We start from the raw sequence: 21,182 nt of genomic DNA on the forward strand, positions 1-21,182 counted from the left end.
TAAAGAGGTCAGGTATCCTCCTGACCTCTTATACAAAATAATAGGCTAATTATTTAAGCTTAGCTTCATCCTGATCCTGATTTTTCCCCAAATCATTGATAGCTGTGGCTAAAACGCCGTTAATGAATTGCCGCGATTTATCATCTGAGAAAAATTTGCTCAACTCAATCGCTTCATCCACTGTAACTCTAGCCGGCACATCTTCTTTATCCATATAGAGTAATTCGAAGAAAGCAACCCGTAAAATATTCAAATCAATGCGGGCAATCCGCGCTAAAGTCCAATTTTTTAAATATTTTTCGATATGGGCATCAATCTTACTGAGATGATCTACCACACCATTTAAAAGCAAATACAAATAATCATTAGCAACTTCATCATAGCCTTGGTCAGGAAAATGACCTGATTCTAGGGCAAAGTCTAAAGCTTGATCTAAGTCATTATTACTTTCAAAGTGGGTATAATCATATAAGGCTTGAACCGCTACTTGTCTGGCTTGCGAACGATTTTCAACAGATAACCCCATCTTACTCACCGACTTTATCTAAAAGATTATTCGCGTTGCTATCAGTTTCTACTGACATAATATGGACATTCACTTCTTGGATTACAATATCGGTCATGAACAAAATTTGTTCTTTGACGGTTTCTTGAATGGCTAAGGCTACTTGTGGCGCAGAATAACCATATAGAATATGAACCGCCACATCGAGTGCAATCGGTTGGCCTTCAAGTTGACTGGCCGTTGCTTTAATCTTATCACCGGTTAATCCTAGAAAAGCACCTAATTCCTTTTGGAGTTGACTTTCGGTTTTAACCACTCCTGGAACTTCACTGATTGCCTTAGCAGCAATTGCTTCTAGAACACTGGTAGTAATTGAAATAGTTCCTAATTCATCTTGGCTTACGGCACCAAATTGTAAGTCTTTTTGTTTAGCCATGCATCTTCATCCCCTTTGTGTCTTGCTTTAAATTTCTTAGCTATATTCTAGGCTATTTACCTAGACCTGTCTATTAAAACTAAATCGTAATCAATTCTCGTGGTGCAGTTTGAATTGGAATCATGCCGTCTTCCGTCACAATTAAATCGTCCTCAATCCGCACACCACCAAGTCCTGAGATATAGATACCAGGTTCATTGGTAATTATTTGGCCCGCAACCACAGGTTTATGATTTAAGCGAGAAATAGCCGGACCTTCGTGGATATCTAAACCAATACCGTGGCCGGTGGAATGACCAAAGTATTCGCCATAACCTTTTTCGCTAATATAATCACGAGCAATTGCATCAATTTCAGCTCCGGTCATACCAGGTTTAGCTTCTTGAGTTACTTTCATATGCGCATCATAGACTACTTGATAAATTTCTTTCAATTTATCATCCACTTGCCCTACCGCAATAGTCCGGGTCATATCCGAGGTATAGCCCTTATAATAGCAACCGAAGTCTAAGGTAACCAATTCTCCTTCTTCAATTACTTTTTCAGAAGCGACCCCATGAGGCATGGCAGACCGTAAGCCTGAGGCTACAATCGTGTCAAAAGACATGCCAGTTGAGCCTTTAGATTTGCAGAAACGTTCTAATTCGTTAGCAACTTCGATTTCAGTAGTTTGACCTGCTTTGATAAAACCTAAGATATGGTCAAAGGCTGCATCCGTAATAGCACAAGCATCTTTGATTAATTGAACTTCAGTTTCATCTTTAATTTCACGAATCCTTTCAATCAAACCTTTGGTTTCAATAATTTCAACTTCAAATAAATCGGAAAGTTCCATGTAGGTTGAAACAGTCATATTATCTGCTTCAATACCCAAACGTTCGATTTTATCTTCAATTAAAATATCATTGATTTCTTGGTAGACCCCATCGGTTTGGATTCTAATTTTGAATCCCTTGGCTTGGGCTTTGGCTTGGTCGGCATAACGAAAGTCAGTAATAAAATAAGCATCTTCTAGGGTGACTAAAACTTGCGCTGTGGTTCCCGTAAAATTGGATAAATAACGAATATTATAAGGAGTAGACACTAAGAGTGCATCAAGACCTAATTCTTTTAACTCCTTACGTACATTTTCTAATCGATATAACATATTAAGTCCTTCTTTCATCAGATTACCTTTATTATACCAATCTTGACCTGTAAATGACAATGATGAAACCAAGCAAAAAATTTTCGTAGCTTCTTCTTGTCAAATTTCTCCTTTTTATTAAGTAATGATTGAGTGAAAACTCTGGGCTTAGAAGATAGACTTCTTCCTAAATACCCAGCAGTCCAAGCTAAAAACAAGGATTTTCCTTCTTCAATCCCGCTAGCTAAAAAGCAGCGGACTAATCCTGCTGCCACTCATAATAATAGAATTTAAATTGGTATTTTATCGGACTTAAGGGAGTAAAACTTGTTCTGGTAAAATCACTTTGATCAATAAAGCTCGTCATCCTTAACCCATCTATCGCCCCCATCACTTGGACTCCACCTGCTTCATAGGCATAGTTTGCTTGAATTTGTGAGAAATAATCATAATGGTTGGTATAATCGGACTCTCGCCGTTTTACTAGCCGATAATCTGATTTTAATATTTCAGCTTCGATGGCTAACCAGGGATCATCTGCTTGATATTTAGGGTCCACCTGGGTCAAACCCGAAGGTTTGAAGCTGCCCATTAATCTGATTGAATTAGGATTGATCAGGGAATGATAAGCTTGGTCTACAAATACATCAATCCGTAATAATGCCAGCCTATGATTGCTTTGATCTTCCATAATCCAAATGTGAGGATGAATTAATTGCCACGCATCTGTTTGATTGCCAACCCACCTGACTTGTCGCATCTGGTCTTCTGCCTGATTAAGTAAAACTAGCTCAAATAACTTTAGTTTTTCCTGAATTTGTGGATTGATTTTTTCCAGAGCCATATTTTCTTGAACGCGAGCCTGGTAAAAGGTATTTAGCTCTTTAAGGTGTATCCCTTGGTAGGCATTCAATTGAATAATGCCTAGATAAATTAGATGACTAATCACCATAAAAACCAAGACCAAGGGCAAGGCAATGGCACGCTGACCCTTTTTTCCGGGACTAGCTTTAGGAAATCTCATCAGCTGACCCTACTTTCTGGACCGACAGCTTTAAGGGGATGAACCCCGTAAATTTTTGACCATTATCAAATTCCACCCACACATAAAGGCCACTTGAAAATTCAAAGAAAGTAAAATCCGCGACTTCAAGGAGTAAGGGGTGATAACCAGGCCGCTTAATTAACTGATTTTGATAAGCTTGTAGATAAAATGTTTCAGCTTCATTACTTTTAACAATGATTTGTTTGCTTTCGACTTGTACTTGGTCATATCGTTTTAATTCGTTTTCCAATAAGACCAAGAACTGGTGAAAGTCTAAATAATGATCAGCTTGGACCCGATTGACTTCCTGCCGGTAAACTAATAGGACTGATTGAAGGGAATAAAGGATGAGACTAGCAATAAATAAGACAAATAAGGATTCAATCAAGGTAAATGCTTTAGTCTGTGCTTTCATAGGCAAGAACTCCTAAACTATGACCTGATTCAAAACTAAGATAACACACTTCACGGTTACATTGATAATCCGTTGGTAAATCATTATATGCCGTCTGATAACTTTCGAGCAAAACCTGAATTTCCTCCTCTTGACCCGCTAAATCATCATCGTCGGTCACGGGCGTCGATTCAACTCGTTGCGGGAGGGTAACTTGCGCGAGCTCATAAAGAAGACGCCATTGTGAATGCTGACTTTTCTGCCTTTGGATTTGGTCTATTTCCAGTGAGAGACCGGGCACATATAAGGCTAGGATGAAAGAAAATAAAAAAAATGCTAAAAGTGCCTCAACTAAGGTAAACCCCGCTTTATTGGGATAATACAAACCGACCACTCCCTAACTGAAATTTTAAATAATAAGCTTCCTGCATTGTTAAATCATTAAAGATAACTGTTTTAAAAGCATTCGTCCGGCCAGTTGGTGTAAAGATAAATTCAAAGTTACTTGCTAATTCTAAGTCTGCCGGTAGATCTAAGATTTGATAAGGATATAAGTGACTTTGAGCAGCGAAATAAATTTGATTCAAATCTTTATGAAAAGAGACTCTGATAGGTTCTAACCGAGTCATGGCTTTTTCCTGGCCAAAAATTAACTGAGACTTTAGATGAGAAAAGAAAAAATTAACTTCGAGATAATGGTGTAAGTCCCGGCTTGGGATTATTTGAAAGGCAATCATTACTAAGGTAATTATGGTTAAAACAAGCAGACTTTCCATCAAAGAAAAGCCTGCTCGAGTCTGGATTTTTCTACTAATCATACAGATTTAGTTTTAAGTACTCGGAACTGGAATTGGGTCTGGAATAGTTTCACTTGGTCCAATATCGAGTAATTTTTCCGCTTCTTTGACTTGTTTTTCAGTGAGATAACCCGCTTCTTGTAAAGTGGTGGTGGTAACAGTGGCACTATCATTTTCCACCATTTTGTAAGTATTGACTTGAGTGGTGAGAATTTCAGCAATATTTTCTTTTGCTTGGGCTTCAATCCGGTCCCTTTGACCCGAGACATTTGGAATAATAATCGCCATTAAAAGTCCGACTACAATGAGAACAATTAACATTTCCAGGAGAGTAAAGCCAGAATTTTTCTTTTTAAAACGGGTTAAATGATTAACTAGCTTTAATAATAATTTTTTCATCATATCCTCCTTATTTTAAAAACCATCAAAAGTTAACATCGGTAACATCATCATGAGATACATGGCAAGCACTAAGCCAGCAATGATTAAAAATAAAATGGGTTGGACATAAGCAATTTTCTGACTAATATCTGCCAAAAGATCATCAAAAGTCTTCTGGGAATACAGTTGGCACTGACTGGCTAATTGACAGGTTAATTCAGCGTGGTGGATTACATAGGGTAAATCTTCCGCAAAAATTAAACATTCTTTTAGGAGCGTGGCCAAATCGCGGCCACTTTTGAAACCTACTTCTAAGTGATGGGCAAGATGGGTCATGAGTGGATCTATGGGGTACTTTAGAAGAAAAGTTAGGGTTTGTTGCAGAGAATAGCCCCCTTCATAAAAGTAAGCTAATTCCCGCGTAAATTTATACGAAGCATATTTAATTACCCAGTGACCAAGCAGGGGAAATTTAGATAGGCGCCGAAGTTGCTCTAAATAAGCAAACCGCCGAAAATAATAAGTAAGCATGCCTATACTTACTAAAATTAAGCCCAGGCTGCCTAAGAAAAGTTGGGGTAAATAAGCAAAGAAGCTAATCAAGCTCTTCACTAAAATGTTCGAATCAAAAAGCTCTTGACTGATAAAACTCGTAATATGAGGCAGTAAAAAAGACCGCATCAAAAACAAAAGCCCAATCAAAAAAGCAAACATAATTAATGGGTAAATCAAGGATTGAATTAATTTCTTTTGGTAGTTATGGATAAGATCAATATGTTGGCCGGCTTTTAATAAGCCTTGATTAAATCGCCCTTGCTTTTGGGCATAATAAACCTGACTTCGACAGGCCAAGGAAAAGCCTAAATCAAACAAAGCTTGGTCAAATTGTCCTCCTTTGCCCAAAAGTGTCATCATATGGTCTAGAGCCGGCGTTTGTTTGTCCAGGAGAATTTTCATAAAATTTAAGGCCTGGATTAAAGAAAAACCTTCTTGTAAAAGCGTGGCAATAGATTTAAGAAAATATGCTTGTTGTTTTTTGGGGATTTTAATCCTAGGCTTTCGGTTAAACCAATTCAAATTTTTCATAGTTTTCTTTAGAGATGTAGCCATAAGCCCAAGCCTTTCTTAGCTGGTGGTTTAATGACACAAAGTCTAGTGCCATACGTCCGTCCTGAATATAATGCTTCAAAGTGGGTCCGTGGAGAATTTCATAAATCGCTAAGCGTTGGTGCTGTAAATGATTAGTCAGACAAGATGTCACCAAGCGTTGTGACACCACCCCAATTAGGGTTTGTTCTAATTGCTGCTGACTTATCTTTAATTCCTGGAGGCGGCCAATGACCCCCTGACAATTTTTGGCATGGATCGTGGCAATCATTAAATGTCCCGTTAAGGCTCCTCGAATCACCATCCGGGCGGTCTCTTCATCCCGGATTTCACCGATGAGGAGGATCTCAGGATGGTGACGTAAACTCGCCTTAATCAATAAGTCATAACTAATACCAGCTCGAAGATTGATTTCAGTTTGGAGAAAATTTGGTTCATAGATTTCGACGGGATCTTCCATGGTAATAATTTGAATGGTTTCCTGCCCCATTCGCTGCCTCAATAGATGATAGATAGTGGTTGTTTTACCAGAACCCACTGGACCCGAAAAAAGAATCAGACCACTCTGGCGTTTAACTAATTTCTCTAGAACTTGTTCCTGCTTAGGGAAATAAGTCTGTAAATGTTGGTCTTTGGTCCGCTCTGCTTGTAAAATCCGAATTACCAAGGATTCCTCTAGGTGAACATTGGCAATCGTCGAAAACCGTAGTTCTACCTGACTATGGTCTAGCTGATAGTTAACCGAGCCTGACTGTGGGCGCCGTCGTTCCCCCACCTCCATATCCGCTAAATATTTGAAATAAGCAATTAAACGTCGCCCCCATTCAAGTCCTTGATCTTGGAAATGACTTAAACACCCCTCTTTTCGGAAATAAATACGGTAGTTTTCTTTCCAAGGTAGCAAATGGACATCTGAAACCTGAGCCTTTAAGGCTGCTTGTATTAAATCCTTTCCTGCTTGTTCAATCATGGCTAACTCCTTTCATCTTGCCTATAAATAAATACCCTAAAAAATCACGATTCCGTTTTAATCGAGTAATTTATTTTAAAAGGAATTAACAGCAGGTCAAAAGCAAAATAACTTTATTTTTTGCGGTGCTAATGACGTCCGTATAGGTGAATTTGATAGAACTGACTATCACTCAAGCAAAAAATCACCGCAAGTTCATTTGACTAAATAGCTTAATACGTAAATTAATCAAAGGACTGGACTTTTTGCCCAGCCCCGTGACTATACTTGATTTTGCTAATATGCTATTATAGAAAAGGCAGAGAAAACAGGTTTCACCAAAAATTTCAAAAGGAGATTTAACATGATATATAAAGTAAATTATCAAGAAAATAAAATCGAAGTACCTCGGCGTGAAAACACCAAGGCACTTTATGTCGAAGCGGATTCTATAGTGGAAGCCCGCTCAAAAATCAGTGAAAATACACCATACAATATTGAATTTATTCAAGAAATAGATGGAGCGTTCTTGGAATACGAACAAGAAAACAATCCTGATTTTAAGGTGTTGACTTTCTAAGATGGCAGTCAATTTAAAAAATAACGAAGTCGGCGTTTTTGCAGTCGGTGGTTTGGAAGAAATTGGAAAAAATATGTATGGGGTCCAATTTCAAGATGAGATCGTCCTCCTTGACTGTGGCGTTTTATTCCCAGAAGATGACTTATTGGGAATTGACTATGTTATCAATGATTTTCAATACATTATCGAAAACCAACATAAGGTAAAAGCCTTAGTCATTAGTCATGGTCACGAAGACCATATTGGTGGAATTCCTTTTCTCTTACAACAATTAAATGTGCCAATCTATGCCGATCCACTAGCTGCTGCCCTTATTCGTAACAAATTACAAGAACGTGGCCTACTTAGGGATGCACAGATTACCGAATATAAAGAAGACACTGAGATTAACTTCCGTAAACTTAAAGTATCCTTCTATCGGACAACTCACTCTATTCCTGAAGCTTATGGAATAGTTATCAATAGCCCAGTTGGTAATATCGTCTTCACAGGTGACTATAAGTTTGACTTTACCCCTGTGGGCGAACCAGCAAACTTACATAAAATGGCACGAATTGGTGAGGAAGGCGTCCTCCTCTTGATGGGTGACTCAACCAATGCTGAAATTCCAAATTTCACCATGTCCGAACGGATTGTGGGACAGTCTATCCATTCAATTATTAAAAGTGTTCAAGGCCGGGTTATATTTGCAACCTTCGCCTCTAACGTTTCCCGGTTACAACAAGTTGTTGAAGCAGCCGTTGAAACTGACCGTAAAATTGCCGTCTTTGGCCGATCTATGGAAAATGCTTTTAAAAATGGCCGTGAATTAGGTTATATTGATGATAAGGGACTCGATGTCATTATTGAAAGCAAGGATATTAATCGCTATCCTACGGAAAAATTTATCATCCTTTGTACGGGTTCACAAGGTGAACCCATGGCAGCTTTATCCCGGATTTCAAATGGGACTCACCGACAAATTCAAATTCAACCAAATGATACGGTTATCTTCTCAAGTTCACCTATTCCTGGTAACACGGTTTCCGTTAACCGGGTAATCAATTCCTTAATTGAAGCCGGTGCTGAAGTCATCCATGGTAAGTTAAACAATATCCATACTTCTGGTCACGGCAGTCAACAAGAGCAATTATTGATGATGCGCTTGATGAAGCCTAAATACTTTATGCCAGTCCACGGTGAATACCGGATGTTATCCATCCAAGCTAAACTCGCTCAATTAACAGGTATTCCAGCTGAAAACTGCTTTGTCCAAAAGAACGGTGATATGTTAGCCTTAACCGCTAATAGTGCCCGTCGAGCGGGTCACTTCCCGGCTCAAGCTGTTTATGTGGATGGTTCTGGTATTGGTGATGTGGGTAATATTGTCCTTCGAGATCGGAAGAACCTATCTGAAAATGGTTTAGTGATTGTTACAGCTACCATTGATTACAAGAATAAACAATTGATTTCTGGTCCAGACATTATGTCGCGTGGTTTTATCTACATGCGGGAATCCGTTGATTTAATCAATGATATGCAGCAAACCTTACGTTCTGCCATTAACCGTGGTTTGAATGAAAATGGCAATAGAATTAATGAACGTATGATGCGGGATATTATCTTTGATACCATCAAGCCCTTCTTATATGACCGGACCGAACGTTCACCAATGATTCTGCCAGTCTTATTGGATGTCAATAAGGGGGTCCGTAAACGCCAAGTTAAAAAATAATGCAATTTAAACTAAATAAAAAAGAGTTAGACCTAAATTGGTCTAACTCTTTTTTATTTAATAATCAGATTAATAACGGTCTTTCATAGCACGATCAATATCGCGTTTAGCTTGATCTTGTTTTAAAGATTGACGTTTATCATATTTGTTCTTTCCTCGGGCTAGGCCAATCAATAATTTGGCTCTACCTCTAACCAAATAGACTTTTAAAGGGACCGCAGTCAGACCTTTTTGTCGTAGTTCTTGATCCCACTTAAGAATTTCCCGCTTATGCAAAAGCAATTTACGATCACGCACCGGATCATGGTTAAATATATTTCCTTGTTCATAAGGACTGATATGGGCTGCTTTTAACCAAGCTTGTCCCCCATAAAAAGAAATGTAACCATCTTGTAAGTTCATCTTACCTTGACGTACCGATTTAATTTCGGTCCCCGTTAAAGCAATCCCTGCTTCTAAGGTCTCTAAAATTTCATAATCATGGCGGGCCTTACGATTGGAGGCCAAGGGTTTGTCTTTTTTCACTTGGGACATCAAATTCCTACTTTCTGTTTAAATTATTTCCCCCGTTTTGTCATTTTAAAAGACTTGGAGAATTTTGCAGTCTTATTTTTACGGACTTTTTGCTTAGTCTTCGGCTTGCCCTTAGCTTGACCTGACTTGGCAAATTTAGGTTTGCCCTGGTTAGCCTTAGCCTTATTCTTGGCCCGACCTTTAGACGTAGTCGCAGACTTACCAGGCTTGTGGTGATTGCCAGACGTATTTTGTTTAGGACGACGGCCCAAACGTTTCTGACCTTGGGCTAAATCTAAAGCTGCTTGGTCCGCTTTTTGGCTTTCATAATCGACTAATTTAAAATCAATTTGTCGTTGGCTAATATCAACTTTTTCCACTTCAATCACGACTTTCTGACCGATTTTAAAAACATTACTGGTCCGCTCGCCGACTAACATATAGTGGGAAGGAATAAATTGATAATAATCATCAGACAATTTATCAAGACTGATTAAACCTTCAACCGTATTGGCCAATTCTACGAACATCCCAAAAGAAGTGACCGAAGCAATATGGCCTGGGAACTGTTGTCCAATTTTATCGGCCATAAATTCAGCCTTCTTCAGGGCATCCGTTTCACGTTCTGCATCCACCGCGCGTCGTTCCATTTTTGATGCTTGGTCAGCAGCACCAGCCAAGTAACTTGTTTCTTGGTAAATTTCCTTCTTACTTGGACGTGCAAGGTAAAAATGGATGAGACGATGAACCATTAGGTCCGGATAACGACGAATCGGTGAAGTAAAATGAGTATATTCTTTGGTTGCTAGTCCATAATGTCCCAGAGGTTCAATCGAATATTTGGCTTGTTGCATCGACCGTAACATAATCATCGCCAAAACTGATTCAAAATCTTGTCCTTGGACTTTTTTCAGAGTTTCTTGTAACTGTTTAGGTTTGATGGTGGCTGCATGCCCACCTAATGGAACACCAAGTGAAGAAGCAAATTCGGCAAAGCGCAACATTTTTTCTTCGTCTGGTTGCTCATGAATCCGGTAAACCATCGGTAATTGCTTGGCCATAAAATACCCAGCGACAGTTTCATTGGCAGCCAGCATAAAGGATTCAATCATCCGTTCCCCGGTTTGCCGCTGACGGACCACGATATCTTGGGGTTGGCCCTCTTCATCGACAATAATTTCCGCTTCCTTAGTATCGAAATTAAGGGCTCCTCGTTTAAGCCGCATTTTCTCTAAAATTTTATGTAAGGCTGCCATATCTTCTAACATAGGTACAATTTCTTGATAATCTTGACGGAGTTTAGCGTCACCCGCTAAAATCTCATTCACATCACGATAAGTCATCCGGTAGGAAGAATTAATGACAGATAAATAAATATCAAAGGCGGTAACCTTACCCTGGGTGTTTATGGTCATCTGACAAGTAATTGTCAGGCGATCTTCCTTAGGGTTTAGGGAACACAAGCCATTAGATAATTTCTGTGGCAACATTGGTACAACTCGGTCGGTCAAATAGACAGAGGTACCACGTTGGTATGCCTCTTGATCAATCGGGCTTCCCTTTTGAACATAGTGGGAAACATCTGCAATATGGACGCCTAATTCATAACTACCATCAGAATTTTTTTCTAAAGAAATCGCATCATCTAAGTCTTTGGCAGAGGCACCATCGATGGTGATGATGAGTTGATCGCGTAAATCATGCCGGCCTTGTACTTGGGCGGGATCAATCACATCAGGGAATTCCTTAATTTGTTCCAAAACATCTTCAGGGAACTCATTAGGAATGCCAAATTGGTAGAGAATTTCTAAAATATCGACACCTGGTTGATCTTTATGACCAATTTCTTTGGTGATGAGACCGACCAAGGTCCCTGGATTATCAGGACTTGGATATTGGGTAATTTCAGCCAAGCAGATAGAGCCAGTCACAGGATGGAGGCCTTTAGAGTCAACCATCATCCTTAAGCTTTGGCCCGAATCTAAGCGGGGAATCAAATAGCCAATATAGCCTGTATCTTGTCGTTGGTCTTGATTAAAGGCAACAAACTCACCAACTACTTGGTCCATCGCCCGTTCAACTACTCGGACCACTTCTGCTTCAGACCCTTTACCTGTTTGCGGGTCAACTTCTCTCAGCACTCTAATTTCTACAGTGTCCCCGTCCATGGCTTGGCCAACTTTTCCCGGTGGCAGAAAGTAATCAGGTTTTTCTGGATCAACCGAAATAAATCCAAATCCTTTGGCATTCGCACGAAAAGTTCCCACTAATTTATTATTATTTTGGGCAACCCGAAAATTGCCTTGACCCACCATTTCAATTTCACCAATATGCTCTAAAAAGGCAAGAGCCTTGACTAATTTCTTATAATTTTTAGAACCTTGATAGTTAAATTGACTTGCTAAATCATTGGCTTTAAAGGACTTACCCCTATGTTCTTGGAAGAAAAGGAGTAGATTATTTTCTAATTTACTTAAACTCATGGCTGACCTCCTACTGGTTAGCTTGCTCCAAAAATTCAAACAAGTCTTGTTCAAACGCTTGGCGGTTACGATTAACGGTAATCACGTGACTATTATCTGGATAGAAATGATAATCTAAATAATTAGGATTAATAAAGGTTAGAAAATCTGCTTCTGGCCGTGAATCAACTAGTTCATCTTGACCCGATTGAGCGACAAAGAATGGGACATTAATTTTCGCAAGATTAGGACCCATGGCCTGCCGGAAATCATTTAAGGCCTGCATTTGTTGATTATGTTGGTCAATAATTTGCTTTTTATCATTTACAAATTGCTCTAATCGGTTATTGGACATATATAAGGCCCGCGCATAGGCTAAAAATGGCGTCTGCAAATCCACAAGTGAATCAGGCAAAATTGGTGAATTAAACATCCCACCCGCCTTGAGCTGACCTTGGTCTTGACTTAAAAGCCAAGTGGCTATAATTCCACCTAATGATAAGCCAAAAACCATAATGGAATCATAGGCTTTGTCTACCATAAAGGCTAAGGCTTGCTTGGCATCCTCTTGCCAACTTGAAATAGGGGCATTTAAAATATCAAAAATATCATTTGTCCCATGTCCCTGAAAAACTGGACATAAAACATCATAGCCATTTCGATTCAATTTCCGCGCTAACAAATTAACATCATTAGGGGTTCCTGTATAAGCATGGAATAAAATAATCCCAATATTCTTAGACTGGCTCCCTTGTACTGGGTAATAATTCTCTGTTGTATTCAACCTATCCACTCCCTGTTTACTCTAACTCTTATCCTATCCTAAAATAGGATAAAATAAAAGCTATCAGCCTTATTACTGAGGCAGTTTGAACCCAGTGAGATAACTGCCTCAGTATCCATACGACTGTAGGGAGTATGGAGTCCTTCATGTTGCTGCGTTCTTACGAAATTTTAATTGAAACCACGCGCCGCTTCGCTTGCGCCTGGTATTGCGCCCGTACGTCACTGCGTTCCTACGGGCGCAATAAAAAACCTCTGATAACCAAACGATTACCAGAGGTATAAATTATTTAGCTGATAAATAAGCAAGGGCGATTGTTAATACAAAGAATAAAACAGATAAAACACTTGTTGTTTTAATTAAAAAGGCTTCAAAACCTCTCGCTTTTGTTTTAGCTTGGCCATCATCAGACCCTGATAACATACTAGCAGCATTTCCTTTAGTTGGTTGCATAATTACTGCAATAATGATTAAAACTGCAACAATTAAAAGTGCAATTGTTAAGATTTGTTCCAAGAGCTTTCCTCCTCTATAAACTGTACAAAGTGTATTTTACCACAAAAATATCAAACTTGCCTAGGGTATTTAGCCAGTCAACCTCAATAAATAACTAAAATAAGTTATTTATTTCCAGCTTGATCTAATCCTCCAAGCCGAATCCCCATCAGCATCACCAAGAATAAGCCAAATACTAAAATCCAAATTGAATAAAGACCTAATTGTAAATTTAAAAAGGCAGTTATCAAAACTCCCAAAACAAAGGAAGCTAAGACCATACTTAAATACTTAAGTCGGTTCTTTGCTAAGGCATCCTTGAGAAAAACCGCATCATAAAATGATTCAGTCAAATTCCGCAAGTTCCCAGTCATCATAGTCGAAGCATAGGAATGCTTGCCTAAAGAGCGAAACTCTTGAAATTGAGCAGCAGCCGCTAAAGCAAAAAATGAGGTGATGACCAAAGGAGGCACATAATCTTGCAGCATGGCAGCTAATAACATCATGACCGTTTCAAATAGGAGAACAAGCAACCCTGCCTCCCCCTTTTCTTTTAACCGGGTTTGGTGTTGAATAAACCGAGTTACCAAGGTACCTAAGACAAACATAAAAATAGATAAAAGATAAGGAGGGGTCGCTGACCAAGCCCCTTGACCAATCCGAATCGACAAAATAATAATGTTACCTGTTTGCATTCCAGCAAATACCTTGCCAAAGTTAATATAGGAATAAGCATCTAGAGATCCGGCTAAGGAAGACAGAATAATGGCTGGTAGGATATGATTGAAATTAGTTGCACGCATACGAAGACTCCTTTAAGACTAATCAGCCCCTATTTTAACACAAAAAGCCAGATACCATAATAAAAACCTAACTATGACCGAATTAGCTCGGTCTAGTTAGGCAAAGTAAGCGAATTTAGAAAATATATTAGCAATTAATTGTTAATTTATAGTAAGAGTCTTTTCCTCTTAGTCAAGATACATTCTGGATCACCAAACCTTTCTATCAGTTTTCTTAGGTTTCAAGTCAGGTTCACCTCCTTAAAGAAAAAAAGTACCAAGCAATCTATGATTACTTGATACTATTATTAATAAAAATAGGGTGTAGAAAGTTTGGTGTGACATGCACAGACAAAGATGAACTCAAAAAATCTATAGCTTTAAGCACAATTAAAGCAAAAGATACAGATAGGTCTTGTAAATACTTAATTATATCAAGTGAAGTTTTCTTCCAAATAACCAAAGCATTCAAATTTTGCATCGGTGCTGCCTCCTATCATCCTTCTACACATCCATTATACCATTGACTATATTTTTCTCAATCAAATCGAGTTAAACGTATCCATTAACCTAAAAAAGGAGCTAGGTAAAAACCTAGCTTCCTTTTCTTTTATTATAAATTCACACCATGGGCATTTTCTTTAGTGATTTTAGTCACGCCTCCCATATAAGGAACCAGTTTTTCTGGAATCTTAACAGAACCATCCACTTGTTGGTAATTTTCTAAAATAGCGACTAAAGTACGACCAACTGCTAAACCAGAACCGTTTAAGGTATGAACATAGTCTACCTTACCTTCTTCATTTCGGAAACGAATCATGGCCCGGTGAGCTTGGAAAGCCTCTGTGTTTGAACATGAAGAAATTTCACGGTAAGTATCTTGGCCAGGAATCCAAGCTTCAATATCATAAGTCTTAGCCGCAGAGAAGCCCATGTCGCCGGTACATAAAACAATGGTACGATAAGGAATTTCTAAAGCTTGTAGAATAGATTCAGCGTCCCGGGTCATACCTTCTAATTCTTCATAAGAATGGTCTGGATGAGCAAATTTAACTAATTCTACCTTGTTAAATTGGTGCATCCGGATTAAGCCCCGGGTATCACGACCCGCAGACCCTGCTTCAGAACGGAAAGCTGGAGATAATCCTACAAATTTAGTTGGCAATTGATCTAAATCTAGAATTTCATCCGCATAGAAGTTAGTCAAAGGAACTTCTGCCGTTGGGATTAAAGTTAACCCACGCTCATCAGTTAATTGGAAGACGTCTTCCTTAAACTTAGGAAATTGGCCCGTACCAAACATAGCTTTATCGTTAACAATATATGGCACAATCATTTCTTTATAGCCATTATTGGTATGGGTATCCAACATAAAGTTATAAATGGCCCGTTCTAGGCGAGCGCCTAAGCCTTTATAATATACAAAACGAGCCCCAGCCACCTTAGCACCACGATCAAAGTCTAAAATATCTAAGTTTTCAGCAATATCCCAGTGGTTTTTGGCTTCAAAGTCAAATTCAGGAATTTGACCCCAACGACGAATTTCCACATTGTCCTCTTCATCTGCCCCAACAGGTACATCTTCATGGGGTAAGTTGGGTAAGCCAAATTCAATGGCTTCAAGGTCGGCTTGGACTTGAGCCAGTTCTCCATCTTGAGCTTTAATGCGGCCACCTAATTCTTGCATTTCCTTAATTTTGGCATCAGCATCTTCTTTATTCTTTTTTAATTGAGCAATTTCTTGTGATACTTGGTTCCGTAACTTTTTATCTTCTTCAGCCTTCACGATGAGTCGACGGCGTTTTTGATCCAATGCTTGGTATTGTTCTAGGATTTCACGCTTAACCCCACGATTGGCTAAGCGGTCAGCCACAGCCTCAAAATCATTTCTTAATACTTTACGGTCTAACATTATTTTTCCTCCTTTATATGCAAAAAGAGCCTTTCATCCAACTTGGGACGAAAGGCTCATTCGCGGTACCACCCTAATTCAAATAAGCCTTGTTTACCAGCTTATTTGCACTCTGAGTCGATAACGGTGACACCGGCACTATTTAAATTCAAAAATTATTCATAGGCTGATTAAAGTGTGGATTCATAGACCCGCATCCATGGCTTGCACCAACCGCCATGTCTCTTTTGAATTGAATCTATTACTATTCACTTCTCATTTACTTATTAAAATTATTATAAGTCATCTTCTCCAAAAGTCAACTAGACAAGTAAGAGAAAATTAAATGATATAGTCTTGCGACCGGTCTATAATCCGAGCAGGAACGCCAACTGCAGTAGCATAAGGTGGGACATCTTGCAAAACGACAGCGCCCGCCCCAATCCGACTATGGTGACCCACGGTCACATTACCTAAGATAATAGCGTTGGCACCAATTTCTACATCATGTTCAATGGTGGGATGACGTTTAACCCCTTTTTCGTTACCACGGCCACCGAGCGTCGTCCCGTGGTACATCTTGACTCGGTCCCCCACAATGGCTGTTTCACCAATAACAACCCCAGTCCCGTGGTCAATGAACACATGGTCACCGATTTGCGCCCCCGGATGAATTTCGATACCGGTTTGACGTTTGCTATCTTCCGAGAGCCGCCGGGCCACAGTAAAATCACCAACCAGGTAGGCTTGGTGGGCTAAATCATGGACGCGGAGGGCTTGTAAACCAGGATATAAGTTGAGGGCCTCATCGACACTATGACAGGCAGGATCATGATCATAGATATACTGGGCTAAGTCTAGCCAGTAGTCCTCATTTTTAATCTTATTCGGCATCAAAGAAACCGGCAGACAAGTAACGTTCACCCGTATCTGGTAAAACCGTTACTACCTGCTTACCTTGGCCTAATTCTTTGGCTAGTAATTTAGCCGCTGCATAGTTTGCCCCAGAGGATACACCTGCCAAAATCCCCTGTCCTTTAGCTAATTCAACCATATTAGCAATTGCATCTTCATTGCTTATGGTCATCACTTTATCAATATCAGTTTGGTCAAGAATATCGGGTACAAAATTTGCCCCTAAGCCTTGAATTTTATGTGGTCCAGCTTGACCTTGGCTAATCAAAGCAGACGCTGCTGGTTCCATGGCCCAAACTTGGGTGTCTGGATTATGTTTTTTCAAGACATGAGAAACTCCGGTTACCGTACCGCCTGTTCCAAAACCAGCCACAAAACCATCAACTTGGTCTAGTTCTTTTAAGATTTCTTGACCGGTAGTTTCCACATGCGATTGGACATTAGCTTCGCGGGTAAATTGTGACAAAATCGGAGCATCCAATTCAGCAGATAATTCCTTGGCCTTATCTACGGCACCTTGCATGCCATCAGGTCCTGGTGTCAGAACCAATTCAGCCCCATAAGCTTTCATAATATTGCGGCGTTCAATGGTCATGGTTTCTGGCATGACAATCATGACATGAATACCTAAGGCTGCCCCAATCATTGATAAGGCAATCCCGGTGTTTCCAGAAGTGGCTTCAATAATGGTGCCCCCTTCTTCTAAAGTGCCATCCTTTAACATGGCTTCCACAATGTATTTTACTGGCCGATCTTTAACCGAACCAGATGGGTTACGGCTTTCAATTTTAGCAAAAATCTTAGCTGAGCCTGGTTCAGATTTTAGTTCTACCAAAGGTGTGTTACCAATTGTTTCATAAATATTTTTAAACATGTAAAGTCTCCTCACTTCAAATAAGATTTGTGACTCAATTTTAGCATATATGAGTAACCATTCAAGTGTTCTGCTTACCAATTTAAGAGGCGACTTTTTTCCGTATCCCGATAATGATGAATTTGATCCATATTGGCCCAATTCTGTTGCCGTAAGGCTTCGAACAAGACAATATTGACCGTATTAGATAAATTAAGTGACCGCACATGCTCATCATTCATGGGGATACGCAAACAATCTTGTTTATGTTCTAGCATAAATTCAAGAGGCAAACCAGTCGTTTCTTTACCAAAAAGGAAAAATTGTTCGTCAGCTTCATTTCGGGCTAAATCAGCCTCAGTATAAATGCGCGGTGCAAATTTTGAAATGAGATACATCGGCCGTTGGCCCACATAATCCAAAAAGGCTTCAAAAGACTCATGTTCAATTATTTCGACATTATGCCAATAATCTAAGCCAGCTCGTTTTAACATTTTATCATCGGTAGAAAAGCCCAAAGGATGAATGAGGTGTAAAGGCGCATTGCTAGCCGCACAGGTCCGAGAAATATTCCCTGTATTGGCTGGCATTAAAGGTTGATAAAGGGCAATATGGTTTTTCATACAAAAACTTCTTTCTATGATTGGGTCTTTATTGACCGTGGAGGACGTTTATCTTTGAGTTTTTCGATAGCCTGGGTCATTTCGGTCACAGTTTCGGGATCAGTTTCTTTGGCTAATTGGGCCGCGATTGCCTTGACCATAGCCGGATTCTGGAATCGCTGGATTACAGACAAGGCCCAGGCAGAAGTTCCCCGAATGACTGGCCGCGGATCTTCTTCCATTAATTGTAATAATAAGGGGATTGCGGTCTGGTCGCGCATATTAGCTAAGGCTATAATCGCATTTCTTTGAAGCGGTTTTTTGCCCCGCCAAGAACCAGCTAAGGGACCATATTTTTCTTTAAAGTCTTTATTAGAAATAGTTAAGAGTGGTTTTAAGGCTGGCTGAACCACTTCAGGGTCTGGTTCCATCTCTGGATGTAGATGGACTGATTTGCCTTGATTAAAGGGACAGACATACTGACAAATATCACAGCCATAAATCACATGCGTCATAGGCCGTCTGAATTCTTGAGCCATATAACCTTTCGTTTGGGTTTGAAAGGATAAACACAATTGAGCATTCATCCGACCATCGCCTAAGAGGGCATTGGTCGGACAAGCATCAATACACCTGGTACAATCACCACAGGCACTGACACCTGGCTGGTCTGCTTCAAATTCAATATCGGTAATAATCTCACCTAAATAAACCCAAGACCCAAACTCTTCTGTGATCAAGAGACCATTCTTACCAATAAAGCCTAAACCAGCCCTTTGAGCTGTTGCTACGTCAATTAGTTCACCTGTGTCCACCATCGGTTTAAAAGTCGCTGTAGTGGCTTCAGTCTTTATATAAGCTATGAGACGATCCATCTTTTCTCGTAAGATATCATGATAATCCAAACCCCAAGACGCCCGCGCAAAAAGGCCGCGCCGATTGTCTCTTTCTGATTTTAAAGGATTTTGAATTTCTGAAGGATAAGCCAAAGCAATCGAAATAATAGATTTTGGTTGGTGGAAAATCTTGTCAGGGTAAAGTCGTTCTTCAATCACCGGATGTTCAAAACCTGAAGTATGACCTTTAGCTTTTTGTTCTTTGAGGGAGTCCTTTAAATAATCAAATGGTTCAGCTGTGGTAAAGCCAATTTTATCAATTCCAATTTCATGGGCTGCCGCAATAATTTTGGTCTTTAATGCTGCATTCATCGCCATCTGACCTCCACCTCTCACTTATAGTTACTGGTCCTATTGTACCATAATCCTGACCTGTCCCCTAGCCTTCCTTATATATAAAAAGCCTAAGGCCAGCAGGTAGCCTTAGACTTTTGAAATAATTATGAATTATTCAGCGTCTTCTTCTTCTTCAGCACTTTCACCAATTACTTCTGGCTCAGCTGCTTCTTCATCTTCTTCAACTTCAGCTTCAGATGGAGCAGAAACTGAAACGATGGTTTGATCTGCTTCTAATAAGACAGTCACATCAGAAGGTACTTCTAAATCAGATACAGCTTTAGTATCACCAATTTCCATACCAGTTACATCTAATTCAAATGATTGTGGAATGTTAGAAGCAGGTGCTTCAGCAAGAATTGAGTTGATAACTGTTTCCACAATCCCGACTTTAACTGATTCTTCACCAACTAAAACAAGTGGAATTTCAACTTCAAGTTTTTGGTTAGCTGAAATAGCTTCAAGGTCTACAGAGTAGAATTCACTCTTCAAAGCAGCTTTTTGGAAATCTTTAACCCAAACTGTTTGAGTTTTTCCATCAGTTTCTAATTCAAACACCGCATTTGAACCTTCTTTACGAAGAATAGCTTCAAATTCACGGGCATTAATTAATAATGATTGTGTTTCAAAGTCTTTACCATACATGGTTACAGGGATCAAACCTTGACGACGTGCACGTTTAGATGCAGCAGTACCAGTTTCAGTTCTTAATTCAGCAGATAATTTCATTTATATAAACTCCTTTATTTCTAGTTTCTTTTTAGCTTCTTTTCACACATTTTCTATCTTACCAAAGTTTAAAATAAAATGCTAGATTATTATAGCATTTTTTTATACAATAGGTAAAGAATTATCTGGAAGGACATACTCTATGAAAAAATTACTTAAAACCTTCAAACCTTTTGACTATATTTTTATTATTTTAGCCTTAACCCTATCTTTTATCCCCAATATCTGGACGATTATGGCCTATAATCAGCCAGAAGAAGTTGATAAATATGCAGTTATTCGTATTGATGGCCAAGTAGTCGATGAATTTCCATTAACGGAAGATGGTGAAGACTTTACCAAAACATACTATCCTCACGATGGTCAATACAATATTGTCGAAGTTGATGGACTAAACGCCCGCATTAAAGAAGACAATAGCCCCGACCAAATTGGTGTCATGACAGGTTGGATTACCCGACCCGGTCAGACGGCAATCTGCCTCCCCCATGGTTTAGTCATTGAAATTGTTGGCCAAACAGCCGAGGAAGACGAATTAGTTTTACCCTTATAAATAATCAAAACATAAGGACCCTCCTCGGACTGTACTGACCCCCTAAAGTTGGACCAAAAAATCCAACTTTAGGGGGTCTTTGTATGGCTAAATATAGCTTAGAATTCAAAATGAAAGTCGTCGCAGAATATCTTTCGGATACGATTGGATACAAACCGTTAGCTAAAAAATACAACATGAAGGATACTCAACAGATTAGGCGGTGGGTCAATGCCTATCAAACGTCAGGGATTAAGGGGTTAAAACGCTCTCGTCAAAACAAAAAATACAGTGTAGAATTTAAGTTGAAAGCTATTACACTTTATGAATCCGGCGAAAAATCCTATCAAACCCTGGC

The 21,182-nt window shown here is 39.4% G+C and carries 26 protein-coding genes and 1 other annotated feature; of the genes, 4 read left to right on the top strand and 22 right to left on the bottom strand.

Features of this window, described 5'->3' with window-relative positions; genetic code table 11:
* Positions 1-49: 49 nt before the first annotated feature.
* The 10 genes from nusB to comGA form a co-directional block, all read right to left on the bottom strand.
* Positions 50-526, bottom strand: coding sequence for a transcription antitermination factor NusB (nusB, locus tag G396_RS0103610; protein ID WP_028125072.1), 477 nt, complete (start codon positions 524-526; stop codon positions 50-52).
* Between the two features lies 1 nt (position 527).
* Complete coding sequence (locus tag G396_RS0103615; RefSeq protein WP_006418019.1) at positions 528-941, bottom strand: Asp23/Gls24 family envelope stress response protein; 414 nt, start codon at positions 939-941, stop codon at positions 528-530.
* A gap of 79 nt (positions 942-1,020) precedes the next feature.
* Positions 1,021-2,088, bottom strand: coding sequence for a M24 family metallopeptidase (locus tag G396_RS0103620; RefSeq protein WP_028125073.1), 1,068 nt, complete (start codon positions 2,086-2,088; stop codon positions 1,021-1,023).
* A gap of 238 nt (positions 2,089-2,326) precedes the next feature.
* Positions 2,327-3,091 (bottom strand): hypothetical protein, encoded by a 765-nt coding sequence (locus tag G396_RS0103630; protein WP_006418027.1) that lies wholly within the window; start codon positions 3,089-3,091, stop codon positions 2,327-2,329.
* Positions 3,078-3,527, bottom strand: coding sequence for a competence type IV pilus minor pilin ComGF (comGF, locus tag G396_RS10895; protein ID WP_028125075.1), 450 nt, complete (start codon positions 3,525-3,527; stop codon positions 3,078-3,080). Before comGF ends, G396_RS0103630 begins: the two co-directional genes overlap by 14 nt.
* Entirely contained in the window at positions 3,511-3,891 is a 381-nt protein-coding gene (locus G396_RS0103640; protein WP_028125076.1) for a prepilin-type N-terminal cleavage/methylation domain-containing protein, read from the bottom strand. Before G396_RS0103640 ends, comGF begins: the two co-directional genes overlap by 17 nt.
* Positions 3,875-4,324, bottom strand: a complete 450-nt coding sequence (comGD, locus tag G396_RS0103645) for a competence type IV pilus minor pilin ComGD (protein WP_162139959.1) — start codon at positions 4,322-4,324, stop codon at positions 3,875-3,877. The genes G396_RS0103640 and comGD overlap by 17 nt, the downstream gene beginning before the upstream one ends.
* A 12-nt stretch (positions 4,325-4,336) precedes the next feature.
* On the bottom strand, positions 4,337-4,702 hold the full coding sequence (gene comGC, locus G396_RS0103650; protein WP_028125078.1) for a competence type IV pilus major pilin ComGC: 366 nt from the start codon (positions 4,700-4,702) through the stop codon (positions 4,337-4,339).
* Positions 4,703-4,717: 15 nt separating this feature from the next.
* Complete coding sequence (gene comGB / locus G396_RS0103655; RefSeq protein ID WP_051221097.1) at positions 4,718-5,770, bottom strand: competence type IV pilus assembly protein ComGB; 1,053 nt, start codon at positions 5,768-5,770, stop codon at positions 4,718-4,720.
* Positions 5,748-6,761 carry a competence type IV pilus ATPase ComGA gene (gene comGA, locus G396_RS0103660; protein ID WP_006418048.1) on the bottom strand — a complete coding sequence of 338 codons (1,014 nt, stop codon included), beginning with the start codon at positions 6,759-6,761 and terminating at the stop codon, positions 5,748-5,750. The genes comGB and comGA overlap by 23 nt, the downstream gene beginning before the upstream one ends.
* A 343-nt stretch (positions 6,762-7,104) precedes the next feature.
* On the opposite strand from comGA, the gene G396_RS0103665 reads away from it, so the two are divergent.
* Complete coding sequence (locus tag G396_RS0103665; protein ID WP_028125080.1) at positions 7,105-7,320, top strand: DNA-dependent RNA polymerase subunit epsilon; 216 nt, start codon at positions 7,105-7,107, stop codon at positions 7,318-7,320.
* 1 nt (position 7,321) lies between these two features.
* Positions 7,322-9,034, top strand: coding sequence for a ribonuclease J1 (gene rnjA, locus G396_RS0103670; RefSeq protein ID WP_028125081.1), 1,713 nt, complete (start codon positions 7,322-7,324; stop codon positions 9,032-9,034).
* A 69-nt stretch (positions 9,035-9,103) separates the two neighbouring features.
* Here rnjA and smpB read toward each other — a convergent pair whose 3' ends face one another.
* From smpB to G396_RS0103730, 12 genes are all read right to left on the bottom strand, one after another.
* A complete protein-coding gene (gene smpB, locus G396_RS0103675) occupies positions 9,104-9,568 on the bottom strand; it encodes an SsrA-binding protein SmpB (protein WP_006418614.1) in 465 nt (154 codons plus the stop codon).
* A 23-nt stretch (positions 9,569-9,591) separates the two neighbouring features.
* Complete coding sequence (gene rnr, locus G396_RS0103680) at positions 9,592-12,030, bottom strand: ribonuclease R (protein ID WP_028125082.1); 2,439 nt, start codon at positions 12,028-12,030, stop codon at positions 9,592-9,594.
* Positions 12,031-12,040: 10 nt separating this feature from the next.
* Positions 12,041-12,793, bottom strand: a complete 753-nt coding sequence (locus G396_RS0103685; RefSeq protein ID WP_028125083.1) for an alpha/beta hydrolase — start codon at positions 12,791-12,793, stop codon at positions 12,041-12,043.
* Between the two features lie 285 nt (positions 12,794-13,078).
* On the bottom strand, positions 13,079-13,309 hold the full coding sequence (gene secG, locus G396_RS0103690) for a preprotein translocase subunit SecG (protein WP_006418634.1): 231 nt from the start codon (positions 13,307-13,309) through the stop codon (positions 13,079-13,081).
* 104 nt (positions 13,310-13,413) lie between these two features.
* Positions 13,414-14,091, bottom strand: coding sequence for a YoaK family protein (locus G396_RS0103695; protein ID WP_028125084.1), 678 nt, complete (start codon positions 14,089-14,091; stop codon positions 13,414-13,416).
* A gap of 271 nt (positions 14,092-14,362) precedes the next feature.
* Positions 14,363-14,551: a hypothetical protein gene (locus tag G396_RS0103700; RefSeq protein WP_006418702.1), complete on the bottom strand. Its 189-nt coding sequence runs from the start codon at positions 14,549-14,551 to the stop codon at positions 14,363-14,365.
* Between the two features lie 132 nt (positions 14,552-14,683).
* Positions 14,684-15,982, bottom strand: coding sequence for a serine--tRNA ligase (gene serS, locus G396_RS0103705; protein WP_028125085.1), 1,299 nt, complete (start codon positions 15,980-15,982; stop codon positions 14,684-14,686).
* A 40-nt stretch (positions 15,983-16,022) separates the two neighbouring features.
* Positions 16,023-16,250: a binding site (T-box leader), on the bottom strand.
* Between the two features lie 53 nt (positions 16,251-16,303).
* Entirely contained in the window at positions 16,304-16,855 is a 552-nt protein-coding gene (gene epsC, locus G396_RS0103710) for a serine O-acetyltransferase EpsC (protein WP_006418691.1), read from the bottom strand.
* Entirely contained in the window at positions 16,845-17,750 is a 906-nt protein-coding gene (gene cysK / locus G396_RS0103715; RefSeq protein ID WP_028125086.1) for a cysteine synthase A, read from the bottom strand. The genes epsC and cysK overlap by 11 nt, the downstream gene beginning before the upstream one ends.
* Before the next feature lie 74 nt (positions 17,751-17,824).
* Positions 17,825-18,352, bottom strand: a complete 528-nt coding sequence (locus G396_RS0103720) for a tRNA (cytidine(34)-2'-O)-methyltransferase (RefSeq protein WP_006418668.1) — start codon at positions 18,350-18,352, stop codon at positions 17,825-17,827.
* A 14-nt stretch (positions 18,353-18,366) separates the two neighbouring features.
* Positions 18,367-19,545, bottom strand: coding sequence for a tRNA epoxyqueuosine(34) reductase QueG (gene queG / locus G396_RS0103725; RefSeq protein WP_028125087.1), 1,179 nt, complete (start codon positions 19,543-19,545; stop codon positions 18,367-18,369).
* A gap of 129 nt (positions 19,546-19,674) precedes the next feature.
* Entirely contained in the window at positions 19,675-20,292 is a 618-nt protein-coding gene (locus tag G396_RS0103730) for a 50S ribosomal protein L25 (RefSeq protein WP_006418672.1), read from the bottom strand.
* Between the two features lie 142 nt (positions 20,293-20,434).
* Here G396_RS0103730 and G396_RS0103735 point away from each other — a divergent pair, with 142 nt between their 5' ends.
* Positions 20,435-20,845, top strand: a complete 411-nt coding sequence (locus G396_RS0103735; protein ID WP_006418706.1) for a NusG domain II-containing protein — start codon at positions 20,435-20,437, stop codon at positions 20,843-20,845.
* 83 nt (positions 20,846-20,928) lie between these two features.
* On the top strand, positions 20,929-21,182 hold a 254-nt coding region (locus G396_RS0103740), incomplete at its 3' end, for a helix-turn-helix domain-containing protein (protein WP_028125088.1).

This window comes from Eremococcus coleocola DSM 15696, assembly GCF_000428865.1.
Taxonomy (GTDB): domain Bacteria; phylum Bacillota; class Bacilli; order Lactobacillales; family Aerococcaceae; genus Eremococcus; species Eremococcus coleocola.

Bases quoted from the DNA above. Each gene is read 5' to 3' on its own strand.
- nusB (WP_028125072.1), bottom strand. From the start codon at position 526: ATGGGGTTATCTGTTGAAAATCGTTCGCAAGCCAGACAAGTAGCGGTT.
- G396_RS0103615 (WP_006418019.1), bottom strand. From the start codon at position 941: ATGGCTAAACAAAAAGACTTACAATTTGGTGCCGTAAGCCAAGATGAA.
- G396_RS0103620 (WP_028125073.1), bottom strand. From the start codon at position 2,088: ATGTTATATCGATTAGAAAATGTACGTAAGGAGTTAAAAGAATTAGGT.
- G396_RS0103630 (WP_006418027.1), bottom strand. From the start codon at position 3,091: ATGAGATTTCCTAAAGCTAGTCCCGGAAAAAAGGGTCAGCGTGCCATT.
- comGF (WP_028125075.1), bottom strand. From the start codon at position 3,527: ATGAAAGCACAGACTAAAGCATTTACCTTGATTGAATCCTTATTTGTC.
- comGD (WP_162139959.1), bottom strand. From the start codon at position 4,324: ATGATTAGTAGAAAAATCCAGACTCGAGCAGGCTTTTCTTTGATGGAA.
- comGC (WP_028125078.1), bottom strand. From the start codon at position 4,702: ATGAAAAAATTATTATTAAAGCTAGTTAATCATTTAACCCGTTTTAAA.
- comGB (WP_051221097.1), bottom strand. From the start codon at position 5,770: ATGAAAAATTTGAATTGGTTTAACCGAAAGCCTAGGATTAAAATCCCC.
- comGA (WP_006418048.1), bottom strand. From the start codon at position 6,761: ATGATTGAACAAGCAGGAAAGGATTTAATACAAGCAGCCTTAAAGGCT.
- G396_RS0103665 (WP_028125080.1), top strand. From the start codon at position 7,105: ATGATATATAAAGTAAATTATCAAGAAAATAAAATCGAAGTACCTCGG.
- rnjA (WP_028125081.1), top strand. From the start codon at position 7,322: ATGGCAGTCAATTTAAAAAATAACGAAGTCGGCGTTTTTGCAGTCGGT.
- smpB (WP_006418614.1), bottom strand. From the start codon at position 9,568: ATGTCCCAAGTGAAAAAAGACAAACCCTTGGCCTCCAATCGTAAGGCC.
- rnr (WP_028125082.1), bottom strand. From the start codon at position 12,030: ATGAGTTTAAGTAAATTAGAAAATAATCTACTCCTTTTCTTCCAAGAA.
- G396_RS0103695 (WP_028125084.1), bottom strand. From the start codon at position 14,091: ATGCGTGCAACTAATTTCAATCATATCCTACCAGCCATTATTCTGTCT.
- G396_RS0103700 (WP_006418702.1), bottom strand. From the start codon at position 14,551: ATGCAAAATTTGAATGCTTTGGTTATTTGGAAGAAAACTTCACTTGAT.
- serS (WP_028125085.1), bottom strand. From the start codon at position 15,982: ATGTTAGACCGTAAAGTATTAAGAAATGATTTTGAGGCTGTGGCTGAC.
- epsC (WP_006418691.1), bottom strand. From the start codon at position 16,855: ATGCCGAATAAGATTAAAAATGAGGACTACTGGCTAGACTTAGCCCAG.
- cysK (WP_028125086.1), bottom strand. From the start codon at position 17,750: ATGTTTAAAAATATTTATGAAACAATTGGTAACACACCTTTGGTAGAA.
- G396_RS0103720 (WP_006418668.1), bottom strand. From the start codon at position 18,352: ATGAAAAACCATATTGCCCTTTATCAACCTTTAATGCCAGCCAATACA.
- queG (WP_028125087.1), bottom strand. From the start codon at position 19,545: ATGGCGATGAATGCAGCATTAAAGACCAAAATTATTGCGGCAGCCCAT.
- G396_RS0103730 (WP_006418672.1), bottom strand. From the start codon at position 20,292: ATGAAATTATCTGCTGAATTAAGAACTGAAACTGGTACTGCTGCATCT.
- G396_RS0103735 (WP_006418706.1), top strand. From the start codon at position 20,435: ATGAAAAAATTACTTAAAACCTTCAAACCTTTTGACTATATTTTTATT.